This window comes from Elusimicrobiaceae bacterium, from assembly GCA_017520185.1.
Lineage (GTDB): Bacteria > Elusimicrobiota > Elusimicrobia > Elusimicrobiales > Elusimicrobiaceae > Avelusimicrobium.
Genome location: JAFXGO010000007.1, coordinates 1 through 16,955, shown reverse-complemented (window position 1 = coordinate 16,955; position 16,955 = coordinate 1). Strand labels below are relative to the sequence as shown.

The following is a 16,955-nucleotide window of genomic DNA, read 5'->3' as shown; positions in this document are numbered from 1 at the left end:
ACTACTTTACTTTGGCAAAAATCATACGACCGGAAGAGGTTTGCAAGATGGAATAAACAGACACTTCCGTACGTTTACCGATGTGTTTACGGCCATCTTCCACAACGACCATTGTTCCATCGTCTAAATAACCGATACCCTGCTCTTTTTCTTTACCGTCTTTCATGATAAATAAAGACATGGTTTCTCCGGGCAAAACTACCGGCTTTAAAGCGGTAGCCAAGTCTGCTACGTTCAATACAATGACATCATACAAAGAGCCTATTTTATTGGCATTAAAATCTAAAGTGACTACTTCGGCATCTAAACTTTTGGCCAATTTGATAATTCTTTCCGTATCGTTTTCGGCTTTGGGGGTTTTAGAAGTCATACGAACGGAAATTTCTTTCAGTTCCTGCAATCTGCTGGCCACATCTAAGCCACGACGACCTTTTGCTCTTTCCAACGGGTCTTTGGAAGCAGCCATTTTATTGAGTTGTTCCAACACAAAAACCGGCAACACAATTACCCCTGAAAGAAAGTTGATTTCACACAAGTCTACAATACGACCGTCCATCAAAGCACTCACATCGGCAATCTTCAAATGATGCCCTTTATAAGAAAGACCTTCTAAGTCACGAGATTTAAACAAGCAGGCCAATACACCAAAAATAATCAGGCCTATTTCCGTATAGCGGCTATAATCTCCCCACCAAGATTCATAACCGGCAGAAAAATTGATTACAGCATATTCCGTAAATGCAAAAAGCAAATAACCAAGTAAAAAACCGGAGCAGGCAATCATTATTTTAATTAAGCGTAAGCGTTTAAATACGGCTTCGGCAATAATAACAATCAGCGCACATAGCAGACCGCCCACCAAATAAACGGGGTTTTTATCAATAAAGTCATACGTTAAAAACGGAAATGCGATTAAGGTTGAAAAACGAAAAATCCAAATGGGCATTCTCTCCTCCATAAATCCGGCACACCATACATACCGGTTAAGAAAATAAAAGTATGTATATATTTTATCATTCCACGCGCTATTTGTCAGGAGAGTCTTATTTGCGCCAGCGTTCTTTTCTAAAGCCGGATTTTAGCAGAGCTCTGAATGTATCTATACAAATTTGATATCATATAATTATGATTTTAGAAGGAAAAACTTTTGCTACCCAATTACGCGCAAGTTTAGCTCAAAGAGCTGAACGAGTACAAAATTGTTTAAAAAGGCCCATCACTCTGTGTGCTATCGGTTCTACAGAAGACTATGGGGCTTATGTGTATTTAAAAAAAGAAGTACAGGCCGCTGAAAAATTAGGGGTGAAAGCCTATGTGCACGAAGTGAATAAAAACACTTCTGTTCCGCAATTTTTGGACCTTTTGCAAAAAAACTCCCTAGCCCCTGACATTGATGCTCTGTTAATTGCGCGCCCTTTACCGCAGGCTCTAGCAGAAAGCAACTACGCTCATTTTATCGCTCCCGAAAAAGATATTGACGGTATGTCTAATATTTCTTTGGGGAATTTATTTTTGTGTAAGACATGGGAAGAAGTGAAAAACTTAAATACATTCGTTCCTTGTACCGCTATGGCCGTTTTGCATTTGTTAGATTATCACAAAATTTCTCTGCAAGGCATAGAAACGGCTGTTATCGGTCGTTCTTCCACTGTCGGAAGACCCTTAGCCCATTTATTAAGTTGCCGAAATGCGACCGTAAAACTGTGCCATAGTTTTACAACCGATCTAAAAACATCTCTGCAAAATTGCCAATTAATTTGCAGTGCGGTGGGGAAGGCCGGATTATTGTCGGGACACAACACTCCCCCCAATAGCACTGTAATAGATATTGCTACCAATTTAGATGCAAACGGAAACTTGTGCGGAGATGCAAAATGGCAAGAACTTACACAACAAGGCTGCCGCGTTTCTCCCGTACCCGGAGGGGTAGGCCCTATTACGCTTGCATGTTTGCTGGAAAACATTATATTATCAGGAGAGAGGAAACTTTAAGGAGAGATTATGAAAAAATTGTTTTACTTTGTTTTTTGTGTCGCAGTATGTTTCAGCTTAACCGCTTGTGCCGGTAATTCAAAAAAGCAAGATGATAATTACAACCGGAAAAAAATTTATTTAACCGAAGAAGATTATTTGGAAGATTTAGACAAACAGGCCTATGCCGAACGTCGTGAGGCTAAACCGGCATCTGAGTCTAATTACATCTTTGAAGTCCAACCTGAAACGCAAAAAAATGTTTACTTCTTTGATGACAGAACTCAGCCGATGGTACCCGGTGAACCCAGCGAAAGAGATTATAAAAACACCAAACGTTTGTGGGAAAGACCGCGCAGATACTCACCGGAACAATATTATGCAGGAGCCGCCGCCGCACCGGCTGCAGACACCGGTTCTGAAAACAGCTCAAGCTACGACAGTTATTCAGACAGTGAGTTTGATTATTAATCCTTTTAAAAAGCCCGCCTTATATGGCGGGCTTTTTTAATGCAGTTTGAGTTTGCTTAGACAACTGTATTGGTGTATACTTTTTAATCAATTCTTCCGGTAAAGAATTTTTCTTCTCTATAAAGAGGTTGGGAGTATCGGTAAAAATACCATCTACACCTATTCGTTCCAACGAGTGCATAGTGTATTGGTCATTGACCGTGTAAACAAACACTTCCCTCCCTTCCGCATGACACAAATCTACCACTTCTTTTGTAATACGGGTTTTATTCATGTGCACGCTGCAAGCATCTAAATTGCGGGCTTTTTGCGGTTCAAAAAGACGAGTTAACAGACTGATTTGTGCGGCAGGCGCTATTTTGCGCAAACGCTGTAAAGTAGGATAATCAAAACTGGAAAAGAAAATTTTGGTCAATGCTTCCGGACCAAATAAATTTAACTGTCGCCACAACACTTCTTCTATGCCCGGATAAACATTGTCGTCGTTTTTAATTTCAATATTTAAAAGTTCCAATTCTTCCACCACCACAGGCAACACTTCATGCAGCAATGGCGGACGTTCCACGATAGACGGGTCAAAAGAATGCACTAAACGGCTCTGTTTCAAATCTTCTAAAGTGACGTCTTTGATATCACGATTACAAGTGGTATCAGACCCCAAATTATAGTCATGATGAATCACTAAATGCCCATCTTTACTCAAATGGACATCCAATTCATAACAAACACATCCCATTTCGCGTGCTTTGGCAAAAGCTGCCAAAGAATTGGCAGGAGCAAAAGCACTAGCGCCTCTATGTGCAAAGATTCTCATAATTTTATTTTAACAAAAAAGCACAAGATTTTTTCTTGTGCTTTTTTAAAAACTATTTTACCTCAGAAGTACAATGCGGACAACGTACCGCTTCTAATGCTATTTCGCTGCAGCAGTAAGGGCATTTTTTGGTAGTGACGGGAGCCGGTGCTGCTTCTTTAGGAGTATTTAACTTATTAATCATTTTAATCAAGAAGAAAATACAAGCCGCAACAATTAAAAAGCTGATAATAGAATTTAAACAATTACCAATGTTTAACGTGGTGGCTCCGGCCGCTTGCGCTACTGACAAAGAAGCATAGGGGCCTTCGGTCGCACCTTGTTTCAACACAACAAACCAGTTAGAAAAATCTACTTTCCCCAGCAACAATCCCAAAGGCGGCATCAAAATATCCGAAACCATGGAATTGACAATTTTGGTGAAGGCTCCACCAATAATGATACCGACGGCCATATCAATGACATTACCGCGCATCACAAATTTCTTAAACTCACTTAGCACATTTTTAATCATTTTTTTCTCCTTTTTATTAGTCCGACCGCTTGAAACAACGGTGCGTACAAATCTTGATCCGGCGGATAAATCATTTCCGACGGGTTTGTTTTTGATATAAAAAACACAGGGGCATCTTCTATTTTACAAAGAGGTCTTCTTTCATTTCTTTCCCCCATGTTCAGCGCTGCCGCTGCTGCCAAAGCATCGGCCAGGTTTACCTGCGTCACAGATAAGGGTTTGCCAAAAATATCTTGCTTACCTCTCTCGTCACGTGTACCTTTAAAGCCGGCATATCCGCAAGCAGCACCTATTACGCCGCTTCGAAGGGGTAAAATCATACTGTCAGTAATAATAACCCCTAGTTTCTTAATACGATAAATTTTGCAAAGAGCCTTTCTTATTTCTGCAGCACAAGCATATAAATCTTCCGGCAAAAGCAGCCACTTTCCGTTGGCGTTAGATTCATCTATACCGGCATTAGTCATCACCATACCGGACTTGATGGTCAACCATGCTAATTTTGTTTTCAAGCAGGCTTGGCTTTCTTTACAAATCAAAGCCTCTTTTTGGGCCAAGCTACCATACGGCACAGATAAGCCCTTCCACAAACTGATAATTTTAGAGGAAATGACCAAAATATCCTTTTCTTTTAATTGGGCAATATAACGAAGAATAAAGGAATATAAATCCTCATTTTCTTTAAAAATTTTCGTACGGTAAGAAGTAATTTTCATACCCTAAAACGGTCCCACAAAAGCCATGAAGGCCTGATTAGCCAAAAACATTCCCTCAAAAGTTAATTTTAGTAAATCATCTTCCAAAGTCACAAGACCACGCTGGCAAATATCTTCTATCTCGTCAGAAAAAAGCGCCTGTTGATGAGGCGTTAAATGCACCCCTTCCAACATTCTTAACCCCAACATAATTGCCTCACCTTCTTTGGCCTTGCCGGTTAATTTTTCGGAAAATTCAACCGCCGGTTTTCCAAAACGCATACAACGCAAATATTCCCTCAAGTCAGAGGTATTACTGTATCTTTGGCCTTTTTGATAAGACGCTGCCGATGGCCCCAGCCCTAAATATTCTTGATTTTTCCAATAAGCCAAATTGTGCCTGCTTTCAAAATTCGGAAGCGCAAAATTGGAAATCTCATAATGAACAAACCCCGCCTCATGTAAAATAAAATGTACTTGTTCCAACTCTTTACGCAACAGTTCGTCGTCTACTTTTACACCTGCCGTAGCAAAAGGGGTTGCTTCTTCTATCTGCAAACCATAAACGGAAAGGTGTTGTGGTTTCAAATCCAAAACTTGCTTTAAACCTGTTAAGAAATCTTGTTCACTTTGTTCCGGCAAACCGGCTATCAAATCTATACTGATATTTTCAAAACCAACCTGACGGGCATGATTATAAACAGCTAAAAAAGTATTGACATCGTGCACACGGCCAATACGCTTGAGCACATAATCATTCATGCTTTGCAGGCCTAAACTCAAACGATTTATTCCAAGTTGCTTTAAGAGTTTTAATTTTTCCGGTGTTAAACTTTCCGGATTGGCCTCTACGGTACTTTCTGAAAAAGAAGAAATAGGAGCAAAATGCCGGCTAACAATCTCACACAATACATCTAATTGATTAACCGATAAAATACTAGGTGTTCCCCCGCCGATATAGAGAGTGTCAAATGTTTGTTGACCAAATAAAGAGGCCTCCGTATCTAAAGCACATAAGTAAGAGTCTATTAATTCTTCTTTACAAGCAAAAGAAACAAAGTCACAGTAGTGGCATTTTTGACGGCAAAAAGGAATATGCAGGTATAGACCGCTCATATTTTTCGCTCTGCCTCATAACGTAAGTAAGCAAAAATAAAAGGATCCAAATCTCCGTCCATAACGGCTGTGATATTGGCGCTTTCATAACCGCTTCTCAAATCTTTGGCTAATTGATAAGGCATAAATACATAGGAACGGATCTGATGACCCCACGCAATCTCCCCTTTCTGTCCATAACGTTTTTCCGCCTCAGCGCGTTTTTTATCTAATTCCATTTCATATAAACGAGCTTTTAACATCTTCATAGCGGTTTGGCGGTTTTGTAATTGACTTCGTTCAATACGGCAAGAGACTACGATTCCGGTCGGTTTATGCAACAGACGAACGGCGCTTTCTACTTTGTTTACATTTTGACCGCCGTGTCCACCAGCGCGGCTGGTTTCCAACTCAATGTCTTTTTCCGGAATTTCAATATTAATTTCATCTTCTATATCCGGCAAAACGTCTACCGATGCAAAAGAAGTATGTCTGCGGGCATTGGCATCAAAAGGAGATACGCGCACCAAGCGGTGCACTCCGTTCTCCCCTTTTAAATATCCGTAAGCGTACGGGCCTTCTACAATAATAGATGCATTTTTGATACCGGCTTCTTCTCCCGGCAGAACATCTGTGATGGATATTTTCATATTATGCTGTTCGGCCCAGCGAGTGTACATGCGCAACAACATTTGCGCCCAATCACAAGATTCCGTACCGCCGGCTCCGGCATGAATAGTCAAAATAGCCCTTAATTTGTCATGTGGATGAGATAAGGTAATTTCAAATTCTTTTTTTTCAACTTGTTTTTCAAGTTCTTTTAATGCGGCATCTAAGACAGGTAATTCTTTTTCATCTTGCATTTCGCGAGAGAGTTCATACAAAGTTTGGTTATCTTCCAACTGCTTTACCAAACAGACGTAAGTTTCTATTGCATTTTTCAAACTGTCTATTTTTTGGGTAATGGTTTTAGCTTTTTGGTTATCCTCCCAAAAATCGGGTTCCGACGCTAAAGATTGCACAGAGGCCAACTCTTTTTCTTTAGCAGGAATATTTTCCATTTGGCCGATTTTTTGGATACGCTCCGTTAAAATACCAAGCATATTTTCTATATCTTTAAATTCAATATTATTCATAAGAAAAAACCATCACCGAAAGTAAAATAGTAAAGTAAATAGCAGCGCAGACCCATGGGAACCAATCTCCCCAACGCGTGTAAAAAGTTTCTTCCATGCTAAGAGCAAGCGGCACTCCTGCCCACAAAATATCTCTTGTATTTAATTGTGTACGGGATAAAATTTGACCTTTGGCAGAAATAACCGCAGAAATGCCGGTATTAGCCGCGCGCAATACAGGCACCCCCAGTTCGGCTGCTCTTAACACAGAAATCGCTAAGTGTTGATAGGGAGCATCTGTATCAAAAAACCACGCATCATTGGTAATATTTACAAAAAACTTGGCCCCAGCACGAGCCTGACTTCTCCAACGGGAAGAAAAGATAGACTCATAACAAATGGTGGTTCCGAAAGGAATTTGCGAAACGGCCAACAAAGGCTGGTCCCATTTTCCCTTTTGAAAAGAGCCCAAAGCACCCAATATTTCTATCTGTGGGAAAAGCCGTTGGATTATATTTCGAAAGGGGATATATTCTCCAAAAGGAACCAAATGTACTTTATCATAAAAAGGGAATTCCTCTTGCGTGGAAAACATAAAGGCACTGACATATTGTTGTTGCCCTTCTTGGCGATTACTACCCACTAATTGCCAAGCTCCGGAAAACTGAGCCAAATCGTTAAACAGGGAAAAATAAGGTTCTTCTTGCACAGGTCCCGGACTTACACTTTCGGGCCATATGGTAAGCATTAAATTTTTCCCTTCCAACTCTGCACCCATTTGAGCAATCGTATCCATTATTTCCTGTTCAAACTCAGAACTCCATTTTTTGTATTGATCAATATTGGGTTGCATCAGAGCGGCCTGCAAACGCAAAAGAGAGCGAGGTTGCGGTTGGGCCAATACATATGCACCGTATCCATACGTTGCCAAAAAAACAGCCGCTGCCAAAAACATTTGCATAATACCGCGTTTTAGTTGGGGCATGGCAAAGGCTTGCCCAACACTAACGGAACAAAAAGCGATTAATGCACTGATACCTGTTGTACCTGTAAACGAGGCAATCTGAATAACTTGAGGCAAATTCCATTGAGAATAACCCAAAGAAAACCACGGAAACCCCAACGAATAAGTGGCCAACATTTCATGAGCCCATTCCAAAGCAGCCCACCCTAATGCCGCTAATATGGCAAAAAGGCTTTTTATTTTTTTTAGATAAAAACAACTTCCGCCAAAAATAGCAAATTGAACAGCCATTATAAAACTCAAACCTATCCAACAAAAAACGCCCATCGGCACACTGAGCCCGCCACCTTCTACACAAGTGACATACACCCAATAATACAAACCGGCATAGACACAAGTTCCCGTTAACCACGAGTAGAAAACAGAACTCCAAAAAGATTTTAAGCGTATCAAAGCACAGACAAACGGAGACAAGGCCAACCATGCTAAAAGGCTATAAGAATGTTGAGGATAAGCATATTTGAATAAAAGGGCAGAAGATACTGTACAGAGCAACAAAAACAAAACAAATAATAATTTTTTTACAAAAAAAGCCAAAAAAGAGACAGACTCTTTTTCGGCTTTTTGTTCAGTTAAAAATTGACGACGAATCGGACTCATTGCACTACCTAATAAACAATTTTACAGGAATTTTTTACACAGGCAGGACGAGCCGTAGCGGAACATTCTCTCTCAGAAGATCCCACCGAAGGACAAGATGTAGCCTTAGCAAACAAAGATTCCATCATTTTAGAAAACTCCATCGTCATGGTGGCATTAATAGCCGTCACTCCTTCCGGTCCTTTTAAACAACCACAAGGATCTTTATCCACGATGATACAATCTTCATCCGTTTGGCAAGAAATCAAACGCTCTTCCAATTCTGCCCGACGATGAGCCTCTTGTGCCGTTTGGCGGCGCTTTTCGCTCTTTTCCATTTCTTTCAATCTTTCGTCCACCATAGACTTGGTCAGCAAAGGCATTTCCACCTCTATTGTGCTACGACGAGAATAGAAAGTAAGCGCTAATAAAATAGCAGCTATGGAACAAATCAACAAAAGAACTCCTTTTACTTTTTTCATTTTTCCACTCCACAACATTTTTTATATTTTTTACCGCTTCCGCAAGGACAAGGATCGTTTCTCCCTATTTTATAAGAAGAATCTTCTTGTGCGGAGGATTTTTTAGCAGCAGGGCTTTTCTGCTTATTGGCAGAAACAGCTTGCCGCACCGGTGGCAACTGCAAGCGGAAAATATAACCCACCATCAAATCACGCACTTTATTCATCATGGCAGCATACAGTTTGTAGGCTTCTTTTTGATACTCAATCAAAGGATCTTTCTGTGCATATCCACGCAAACTGACACTGCTTTTTAATTGGTCCAACTCATACAAATTTTGCTTCCAGGCATTGTCAATAATTTGAAGCAAAAGCATGCGTTCCAATTCCGCAAAATTGACATTCTGAGAAGCAAAAACGTCGGCTCTTTGATGATATAATTTTTCAACGATAGCCAAGATTTCAACAACCAAAGTCTCCTGCGTTTTATCTTTGGTGTTTTGTTCATTATAATCAAATGCATGCGGGAATAATGAACGCAAGGTAATGTTAAGTGTTTCAAAATTACATTTTGCCAAATCACGCGGGAAGAAATACGTACCAACAATTTCTTCCACAACTTCTTCAATCATGCGCAAAACGGTGTTGGTCATGTCTTCCCCGTCTAAGATAGCATTGCGCAAGCCATAAATAGCCGTACGTTGCTGGTTCATCACTTTGTCATAATCCAACAAATGTTTACGGATATCAAAGTTATGCCCTTCCACCATACGCTGAGCCCCTTCAATCTGGCGGCTCATCAGACGAGATTCTATCGCCTCTCCTTCTTTCATACCCAACGTACTTAAAATAGAACTGATCTTAACCGTATTGGCAAACAAACGCATCAGTTCATCTTCCAAAGAGATGTAAAAGCGGGAACAACCCGGATCTCCCTGACGGGCACAACGACCGCGCAACTGATTATCAATGCGGCGGCTTTCGTGTCTTTCTGTACCAATTACATGCAACCCGCCCTGATTAACGACATATTCTTGCTCGGCTTTATCGGCCGGACTTCCGCCCAATACAATATCCGTACCGCGTCCGGCCATGTTGGTTGCAATCGTGACTGCTCCTTTGCGGCCGGCTTGGCTAATGATTTGGGCTTCCATTTCATGATATTTAGCATTCAATACTTTATGCGGAATGCCTTTGGCACGAAGCATATGCCCCAACTTTTCAGATTTTTCGATAGAACGCGTACCCACCAACACCGGTGCACCGTGTTTCCACAATTCTTCAATTTCTGCCACGATAGCATTAAACTTATCTTTTTCCGTTAAAAAGACCAAATCCGGAAAATCTTGTCTTTTGGAGGGACGATTCGGGCGGATTTCCACCACGTCTAATTTATAAATTTGCCAAAACTCATTGGCTTCCGTCATGGCGGTACCCGTCATACCAGAAAGTTTTTGATATAATTTAAAGAAATTTTGGAAGGTAATGGTGGCCAAAGTTTGGTTCTCTTCTTTTATTTGCAGGCCTTCTTTTGCTTCCACCGATTGATGCAAACCGTCACTCCAACGACGGCCCGGCATCAAACGCCCCGTAAATTCGTCCACAATCACCACTTCACCATCTTTTACCACATAATCTACATCTTTTTCGTACAAGTGATGCGCGCGCAAGGCTTGGTTAATATGGTGCACCCATTCAGATTGCACATCATCATACAAATTGGTGACGTTTAAAAATTTTTCTGCCTTAGCAATACCACTTTCCGTCAAAGTGGCCGTATGATTTTTTTCATCTACAATCCCGTCATAACCGGCTGCTAAATCAATTTGTTCGTATTTGGCTTTTACTTCATCATTTTCGGTAATTAAACGAACTTTCAAAGAAGGAATCAAACGGTTTACGATATAGTATTTATCGGTGCTTTGCTCTGACGGACCGGAGATAATCAAAGGCGTGCGGGCTTCGTCAATTAAAATAGAATCTACTTCGTCTACGATACAATAATTTAATGGGCGCAAGACTCTTTCTTCTTTAGTAATAACCATGTTATCACGCAAATAGTCAAAACCTAATTCATTGTTCGTGACGTAAGTGATATCTTTGGCATACATCTCACGTCTTTCATGATTGGGCATATCGTGATTGATATAACCAACAGTAAGACCTAAAAATTCATGAATAGGGCCCATCCATTGACGGTCACGGCGGGCCAAATAATCGTTTACGGTGACAACATGCACCCCTTTGCCCGTTAAAGCATTTAAATAGGAGGGCAAAACAGCCACTAAGGTTTTTCCTTCACCGGTACCCATTTCAGCAATTTTACCTTGATGCAGTACAATACCGCCTAAAAATTGCACATCATACGGTCTTAATCCGATTACACGTTTGGCCGCCTCTCTTACTACGGCAAAAGCCTCCGGCAAAATATCGTCTAATGTTTCGCCGGCAGAGAGTCTGTTTTTAAATTCTTGCGTCTTGTCTTTAAGTTGCTCATCGGAAAGAGATTCTATCGTGTTTGAAAAAGCATTTGCTTGATCTACATAATGTTGGATTTTTTTGAGGTCGCGTTCGCTTTTGGTACCAAATACTTTATCTATTACTAATCTGATCATAAAAATTCCTTTAAAAAATTAAAAATTGTCTTTAGAATCTCCTACTCTTACATTAAATCAATTTATGCAAGCAAACTGCAACTTTTACCCGCAAATTTTGCCAAATTAAACCTCATTTCTTGCTTAATGGGCCTTTTCGGATCAAGAAATATATTTTTTGGCTATATTATTTTTCTTTTAAAAATAAATTTTTTGCTCTGTTTGGTAAGAGGATTTAATATCTGAAAAGTATTTTTGAGCGGTATCTCGGATTTTTTGTTTATTATTTTTTCGAAGTTCTTTTATCTCTTTTTTCACTTTTTTTATTTCCTCTTTTATATTTTCAATTTGCTCTTTTTTATCTTGAGGCAAAAGTTCTTGTTGTTTTTTAACTTCTTTTATTTTTTCTTTATAGAGAGATATTTGTATTTTCTTAACTTCCAATGTGTTTTTAAAAAGAGATTCCACCACCCCTATCAAATCCTGAAACATTTTTTCTTCTTGTACGGCAGACGGCATCGTTCCAGACGCTATTTGCCATGTTTTGGATTCTGCATATTCTTGCCCTATGGAGTGAAGAATGATGGAATTGTCAAAGTTCTTAACCAAAGCAATTAATTCCACCTCATTTTCCAATGTACGTGGCGCAGAGAAAGAAGACGCCACCTGCCGCAACAAAGCATCATATTCAGGAAACAACGAGGCTTTCTGCAAAGAAACCGGGTTGTATTGCTGAAAAGCCTTCCACACGTCTTCTTGCCCCAAAATTGTATTTTCCTGAGCCGGCAAAAACGGAGAGAGAAAAAACAAAAAACAAAATAACCAAATTTTAGACATATTTCCCCTTGCATAAAGATTTTACTTCATTGTGCGTTTTATTAACACGCTCGTCAAGATTTTTATATTTTTCCAAAACAGAGATTAAAAAACCCGCCGTAAAAGGCGGGTTTAAAATTGCTTTTTTGTTTAACGCGCGGCTGTTCGGAAAAAATTACCCCGTGCATTACGCGCTAGTCTGGGCATACCGGTCATTTTATCTGCTTGAACGATAACATCTTTTGCATTAGATTTGATAGTTTTGGAAGCTGAGCCAAAAATATCGCCTTCTTTAATGACACCCAATTTGCCATGACTGTTGATTTGTACTTCTAATTTTAAATCCCCTTCTAAAGTGGTAGCCAACAAATCTTCTTCTTCCAATTGAAACTGCAACGGAAATTTCGGATTAACTACGCGTTTAATGGCTACAGGCACATCGGCGGCGTTTTTCACGATAATCGTGCAGGAATTATTATCCGTTTCCGCCACTTTGGCCAAGCGCGCCGGCACGGTCACCGTTCCCGTCACGTGGAAACGAGCTTCACGCACCTTACGCATCGCACAAAAAGCGCAAGCTACAACACTTACTACGGTTATAAGGACTAAAATTTTCTTCATACTTATATTGTATCTTTTTACAAAGACACAAAGCAAGGCAGAGGCTTATTGTTTAAAGAAACCCCACAAATTTTGGTTATAGATCCATCCATGACATTTGCCTTCTTTGGCATTTTCAGGAGCATCTTCTACTTCAATCCAAGAGCCTTTTTTGGACAAATATTTAAAGGTATATCCTTTTTCTACAGTGCAGACGATTTCGTTGCTGACGCCGGGTCCTTTGCGCACGTTCAAATCCACTTTAGCAGACATAGCACCATTGGGGCTAAGCAAGGAAGCGGAAATCCAGCCGTTAAAACCTTCAAAATCTTTGATCAATACCCATTGTTTGTCATCGCTGGCTTTCACCATAATAACAGGGGTATATTTCCACGCATACCATTTTACCGCACATTTCGTACCGGCACAAGTGCGAATGTTGGCTTTAGTCGTATTAACGCTGGCATATTTTTGAGCAAAAACCGGCGCGGAAACAAAACAAAACATCAAGGCAAGAGCTACCATTTTTTTCATAGCAAAGTTTCTCCTTAATAATAACTACATATCTCTTCACCAAAAAGTATAGCAAATATTGGGGCTGTTTTTGCAATAGATATCTCTATGCCTGAAACAAACAGAAAAAAGATATAATAAAAGAAATCTTGATTTGGAGAAATAACTATGAAAGAACAAGTAGAAGCCGTAATAGAACAAATCCGCCCTATTTTGCAATCCGATGGGGGTGACATTCAGTTAATCGGTGTAGATGAAAAAACCGGTATTGTGACGGTAGGCCTTCGCGGACGTTGTGGCGGTTGCCCGGCTGCTCAAATGACGTTAAAAGCCGTAGTAGAACGCAAAATTAAAGAAGTAGTACCCGGTGTCACTGCCGTTGAACGCGTATAATGCTAAAGGCAGATTTACACACCCATTCCTTTTTCTCAGATGGCACATCTTCTCCGGAAGATGTGTCTTATGAGGCGTGGAAAGCGGGGGTAAAACTGTTCGCATTAGCCGATCACGACACTACTGACGGAGTACCTGCTGCTCAAGCAGCTTGTCAAAAAAGAGCGTTAGATTTTGTGCCGGCAGTAGAAATCAGCACTCGAGACCACGACCACCTTCACTTCTTAGGCTACAATATTGATATTCATAATAAAGATTTTCAAGATTTTTTAGCCCAAAATCGCCAAAACAGACAAAACCGCATTCGACAAATTATTCGGCAAATTGCCGCTAGCGGCGTAGATTTGACGGAAGAAGATGTTTTTTCCTTAGCCCCTAACACCGTTTCCAGAGCGCATGTGGCTGATGCCTTAAAAAAGAAAAAGATTGTTCCCTCTCGTCAGGAGGGTTTTCGCAAATTTTTAATTCCCGGTCAAGTAGGCTATGTTCCTTCCGCAGGAGTCAGTGTAATAGAAGCGATTATTCAAATTATAAAAGCCGGAGGTATGGCTGTTATGGCACATCCGGGACTGGTGCAAGAGGTATGGAATTTTCCGGCATGGAAAGAGGCAGGACTAGACGGGCTGGAAGTTTTTTATCCTTCACACAGTTATACATTAAAACAAGAACTCCTTAAAATCGCCCGAAAATATGATTTATTTGCCACAGGCGGATCAGATTATCATGGCCCTCATGCCGGCAGGATTACTTCTTTGGGCATGAATATTCCCATTCCTTATTCTGATAGATTATTACGAAAACTTTTAGACAAATAAAATTCCGGCCTAAGCCGGAATTTTATTTATGGATTAATGAGTTTCGGCAGTATCGTTCTTTTGTTTAACTGCTGTTTCAGCTTCTTTTTTCTTCAAGATTTCCTTCAGTTCTTCTTCCGTCGTTTCTAAAGATCTTTTATTCATTACGCTACCGAATTGGTATAAGTATATCGACAAGAAAGTCGGTATCAGAAACGGTGCCCACGAATAGAGGAAAGATCCACCGGATACAACATCCAAAATTACACCAAAAATCGTGCTAATGGTAAAGGACAGAATGGATGATCCTGACATTAAGGCAGAGACCGCATCAGAGGTTTTGCGCGTTTGATCTGTTAAATATCCGGTAATAATGGGAGAGATATTGGTCAAACCTAAGGCCAAAGAGACCACCCCTGCCACTTGCAGACTCCATAAAGGAGCATTCACCAAAGCAATACCTGCCGCTACCAAAGCAATGCTGATTTTTAACAAAGTACCACCGCTTATTTTTCCCATTAATCCGAAGAAATTGCTTTCATTCTTCATTAATTTGGTACCTAACACACGACCAACGATGATAGGAACGGTAAAGTAAAGCATAGATTGCCCTAACCAAGAAGAAGACATTACTTCCCATGTTTGAGCTAACATGTTAAATATGCCGCCACCCGTATCTGCATTATACAACTGCGTAATACTAAAGGCATCATAATGGTCTTTCATCAAGTTGTTAACAAACATACCAAAAATACTCATGTTGGCCCCGTGGAAAGCCACCGCAGCAACACCTCGACGAATTAACTTATTATATTTCTCTTTTCCGGTTAATTCTTTAAACATTTTCTTAATGGATAACATTTCTTTAGGACTGGTCGGTTCTTTTTCCGCCAAAGTCTGCTCTTTCATTTTGAAGATGTTATACAGCCCGGCAATACCAATACTCATGCCGGTATATAAGGGGAAGAAAATCGTCCAGTCCCATTGTGTGCCAATAAACATGGCAACAGCCATAGCCAACGGCGGAACAATATAATTGGAAGCATTACCGACGATTTGTTTAAAGACGCTAAGGCTTCCTACGCGATCTTGGTATACACCGCGAGGGCTGACCGCCATCAATGTAGGCTTCATAGATACGTCCAAAAATGCACCGGAAATACCCAACAAGAAGAAGGAGGCAAATAATAAATATTTCTTATAGAGGAAGGCCTCTCCCATAAGTCCACCCATACCTCCTGCCCAAGGCAAGACAAAGGCTATTACGGCAGACACCAAACCAATATTGGTGGTAAGCAAACGCCCTCTTTTTTCGTTATATACTATTTTGCCGTCTTTTTTAGTAAACATCCATCTATTTTGCAATACCCCTGCAAAAAGACTGATAATACCCATGACAACAGAGGAAACACCACCCATCAAATACATTTCCGTATTGCTCAAAGTAAAAGAATCTTTTGCAAAAGTGGCAATAACGGTGGTGACGTTGCCCATACCTGCTAACAAGTACAAAGCAAACATCGGCCAAACGCGGTTGTTAATCATCAACAACCCTTCTGCCGCTTTCTTTAATCCGAAAGAGGAGGCGCGAACTACTTGGTTCTTTGTTATTTCTAAGGGAATATCCGAACGAACTAATACTTGCTTACCGGTAGTAAAGGCTTTCTCTCCTTTTGCCCCTTCCCAAAAGAACATTTCCCCCACATAACCTTCTTTCTTCAGAGAATAAACAATATAGTAGGATTGGTTGTTGCTGATTTTCATTCCTGCCGGACGTTCTACAGGCAAAGTTCCTACCAAGTTGTTTTTTTCGTTATAAACCGGCACATGCAAAGTGCTGCTATTTTGGAAATTGGCAGACATTTGGCTTAATACCGTTGTCTTAATTTCCTGAGGTAAGGCGGAAGAAGCAGCCAAAGAATCTTCTATTTTTTGTAAATAGATATTAACAAAATTTTGATCTTTATAGAAAAGTTCAAACGCTTCACCATAGGTAGCAATATACTCTTGCAACGCCTCTTTCTTTGCTTCCAACAATAAGGCTTTGGCTACTTTTGTATATTTTTTGGCGGCATAATGAGCCTCCACCCTGTTAAGGAAAGAACTGTGCGGGCGAATGCCTAAAGCCTTCGCTCCGGGCATACGAGCCAATAAAACTTTTTCGATCTGCGTTTGAAGCCCGGCCAAGATAGGGTCGCTCTCGCGGCCTAACATGCGGTTTACAAAACCCTTAATTCCTTTGCCGGTGTTAAAAACAAAACCTTTGGCCAAATTACGAACTGCAATCTCTTGAGGAGTCCACGCTTTAACGGTTTCCGCTACACTGCCAGCAGACGCTTTATGTTGAGCATAATATTTATTTCTAGCAAAGCGGATCGGGGCAATGTTATAGAGGTAATTGCCTTCTGTTAATGTTCCCCATGCATTTTTGAGCGTGCCAATAATCGGCATGCCTGCTCTTTGCCAGTACATCTTCGTCTGCGCTTGTTTCAAGGCAAAAGCTGCT

17 protein-coding genes are annotated in these 16,955 nt (G+C 40.5%); 4 read left to right on the top strand and 13 right to left on the bottom strand.

The window, feature by feature from the left end; genetic code table 11:
- Position 1: 1 nt before the first annotated feature.
- A complete protein-coding gene (locus IKL48_00395; GenBank protein MBR3603149.1) occupies positions 2–958 on the bottom strand; it encodes a hypothetical protein in 957 nt (318 codons plus the stop codon).
- A 167-nt stretch (positions 959–1,125) separates the two neighbouring features.
- Here IKL48_00395 and IKL48_00390 point away from each other — a divergent pair, with 167 nt between their 5' ends.
- Together IKL48_00390 and IKL48_00385 are read left to right on the top strand one after the other, a co-directional pair.
- Positions 1,126–1,992, top strand: coding sequence for a bifunctional 5,10-methylenetetrahydrofolate dehydrogenase/5,10-methenyltetrahydrofolate cyclohydrolase (locus IKL48_00390; protein ID MBR3603148.1), 867 nt, complete (start codon positions 1,126–1,128; stop codon positions 1,990–1,992).
- Between the two features lie 9 nt (positions 1,993–2,001).
- Positions 2,002–2,442 (top strand): hypothetical protein, encoded by a 441-nt coding sequence (locus IKL48_00385; protein MBR3603147.1) that lies wholly within the window; start codon positions 2,002–2,004, stop codon positions 2,440–2,442.
- Positions 2,443–2,461: 19 nt separating this feature from the next.
- On the opposite strand, the gene IKL48_00380 is transcribed toward IKL48_00385, so the two are convergent.
- From IKL48_00380 to IKL48_00330, 11 genes are all read right to left on the bottom strand, one after another.
- Positions 2,462–3,256 (bottom strand): hypothetical protein, encoded by a 795-nt coding sequence (locus tag IKL48_00380; protein ID MBR3603146.1) that lies wholly within the window; start codon positions 3,254–3,256, stop codon positions 2,462–2,464.
- Between the two features lie 52 nt (positions 3,257–3,308).
- Positions 3,309–3,770, bottom strand: a complete 462-nt coding sequence (gene mscL / locus IKL48_00375) for a large conductance mechanosensitive channel protein MscL (GenBank protein ID MBR3603145.1) — start codon at positions 3,768–3,770, stop codon at positions 3,309–3,311.
- Positions 3,767–4,486 (bottom strand): coenzyme F420-0:L-glutamate ligase, encoded by a 720-nt coding sequence (locus IKL48_00370; protein ID MBR3603144.1) that lies wholly within the window; start codon positions 4,484–4,486, stop codon positions 3,767–3,769. The genes mscL and IKL48_00370 overlap by 4 nt, the downstream gene beginning before the upstream one ends.
- Before the next feature lie 3 nt (positions 4,487–4,489).
- Positions 4,490–5,581, bottom strand: a complete 1,092-nt coding sequence (hemW, locus tag IKL48_00365; GenBank protein MBR3603143.1) for a radical SAM family heme chaperone HemW — start codon at positions 5,579–5,581, stop codon at positions 4,490–4,492.
- Positions 5,578–6,696, bottom strand: a complete 1,119-nt coding sequence (prfB, locus tag IKL48_00360; GenBank protein ID MBR3603142.1) for a peptide chain release factor 2 — start codon at positions 6,694–6,696, stop codon at positions 5,578–5,580. Before prfB ends, hemW begins: the two co-directional genes overlap by 4 nt.
- Positions 6,689–8,299 carry an apolipoprotein N-acyltransferase gene (gene lnt, locus IKL48_00355; GenBank protein MBR3603141.1) on the bottom strand — a complete coding sequence of 537 codons (1,611 nt, stop codon included), beginning with the start codon at positions 8,297–8,299 and terminating at the stop codon, positions 6,689–6,691. Before lnt ends, prfB begins: the two co-directional genes overlap by 8 nt.
- A gap of 8 nt (positions 8,300–8,307) precedes the next feature.
- Positions 8,308–8,760, bottom strand: a complete 453-nt coding sequence (locus IKL48_00350) for a hypothetical protein (protein ID MBR3603140.1) — start codon at positions 8,758–8,760, stop codon at positions 8,308–8,310.
- A complete protein-coding gene (secA, locus tag IKL48_00345; protein ID MBR3603139.1) occupies positions 8,757–11,354 on the bottom strand; it encodes a preprotein translocase subunit SecA in 2,598 nt (865 codons plus the stop codon). The genes IKL48_00350 and secA overlap by 4 nt, the downstream gene beginning before the upstream one ends.
- 177 nt (positions 11,355–11,531) lie before the next feature.
- Entirely contained in the window at positions 11,532–12,170 is a 639-nt protein-coding gene (locus IKL48_00340; GenBank protein ID MBR3603138.1) for a hypothetical protein, read from the bottom strand.
- 129 nt (positions 12,171–12,299) lie between these two features.
- Positions 12,300–12,770 carry a hypothetical protein gene (locus IKL48_00335; protein ID MBR3603137.1) on the bottom strand — a complete coding sequence of 157 codons (471 nt, stop codon included), beginning with the start codon at positions 12,768–12,770 and terminating at the stop codon, positions 12,300–12,302.
- A gap of 45 nt (positions 12,771–12,815) precedes the next feature.
- Positions 12,816–13,283: an SH3 domain-containing protein gene (locus tag IKL48_00330; GenBank protein ID MBR3603136.1), complete on the bottom strand. Its 468-nt coding sequence runs from the start codon at positions 13,281–13,283 to the stop codon at positions 12,816–12,818.
- A gap of 147 nt (positions 13,284–13,430) precedes the next feature.
- On the opposite strand from IKL48_00330, the gene IKL48_00325 reads away from it, so the two are divergent.
- Together IKL48_00325 and IKL48_00320 are read left to right on the top strand one after the other, a co-directional pair.
- Positions 13,431–13,655 carry a NifU family protein gene (locus tag IKL48_00325; protein ID MBR3603135.1) on the top strand — a complete coding sequence of 75 codons (225 nt, stop codon included), beginning with the start codon at positions 13,431–13,433 and terminating at the stop codon, positions 13,653–13,655.
- Complete coding sequence (locus IKL48_00320) at positions 13,655–14,470, top strand: PHP domain-containing protein (GenBank protein ID MBR3603134.1); 816 nt, start codon at positions 13,655–13,657, stop codon at positions 14,468–14,470. The genes IKL48_00325 and IKL48_00320 overlap by 1 nt, the downstream gene beginning before the upstream one ends.
- A gap of 33 nt (positions 14,471–14,503) precedes the next feature.
- On the opposite strand, the gene IKL48_00315 is transcribed toward IKL48_00320, so the two are convergent.
- A partial coding sequence (locus IKL48_00315; protein ID MBR3603133.1) for an MFS transporter occupies positions 14,504–16,955 on the bottom strand: 2,452 nt, incomplete at its 5' end.

Bases quoted from the DNA above. Each gene is read 5' to 3' on its own strand.
- IKL48_00395 (MBR3603149.1), bottom strand. From the start codon at position 958: ATGGAGGAGAGAATGCCCATTTGGATTTTTCGTTTTTCAACCTTAATC.
- IKL48_00390 (MBR3603148.1), top strand. From the start codon at position 1,126: ATGATTTTAGAAGGAAAAACTTTTGCTACCCAATTACGCGCAAGTTTA.
- IKL48_00385 (MBR3603147.1), top strand. From the start codon at position 2,002: ATGAAAAAATTGTTTTACTTTGTTTTTTGTGTCGCAGTATGTTTCAGC.
- IKL48_00380 (MBR3603146.1), bottom strand. From the start codon at position 3,256: ATGAGAATCTTTGCACATAGAGGCGCTAGTGCTTTTGCTCCTGCCAAT.
- mscL (MBR3603145.1), bottom strand. From the start codon at position 3,770: ATGATTAAAAATGTGCTAAGTGAGTTTAAGAAATTTGTGATGCGCGGT.
- IKL48_00370 (MBR3603144.1), bottom strand. From the start codon at position 4,486: ATGAAAATTACTTCTTACCGTACGAAAATTTTTAAAGAAAATGAGGAT.
- hemW (MBR3603143.1), bottom strand. From the start codon at position 5,581: ATGAGCGGTCTATACCTGCATATTCCTTTTTGCCGTCAAAAATGCCAC.
- prfB (MBR3603142.1), bottom strand. From the start codon at position 6,696: ATGAATAATATTGAATTTAAAGATATAGAAAATATGCTTGGTATTTTA.
- lnt (MBR3603141.1), bottom strand. From the start codon at position 8,299: ATGAGTCCGATTCGTCGTCAATTTTTAACTGAACAAAAAGCCGAAAAA.
- IKL48_00350 (MBR3603140.1), bottom strand. From the start codon at position 8,760: ATGAAAAAAGTAAAAGGAGTTCTTTTGTTGATTTGTTCCATAGCTGCT.
- secA (MBR3603139.1), bottom strand. From the start codon at position 11,354: ATGATCAGATTAGTAATAGATAAAGTATTTGGTACCAAAAGCGAACGC.
- IKL48_00340 (MBR3603138.1), bottom strand. From the start codon at position 12,170: ATGTCTAAAATTTGGTTATTTTGTTTTTTGTTTTTTCTCTCTCCGTTT.
- IKL48_00335 (MBR3603137.1), bottom strand. From the start codon at position 12,770: ATGAAGAAAATTTTAGTCCTTATAACCGTAGTAAGTGTTGTAGCTTGC.
- IKL48_00330 (MBR3603136.1), bottom strand. From the start codon at position 13,283: ATGAAAAAAATGGTAGCTCTTGCCTTGATGTTTTGTTTTGTTTCCGCG.
- IKL48_00325 (MBR3603135.1), top strand. From the start codon at position 13,431: ATGAAAGAACAAGTAGAAGCCGTAATAGAACAAATCCGCCCTATTTTG.
- IKL48_00320 (MBR3603134.1), top strand. From the start codon at position 13,655: ATGCTAAAGGCAGATTTACACACCCATTCCTTTTTCTCAGATGGCACA.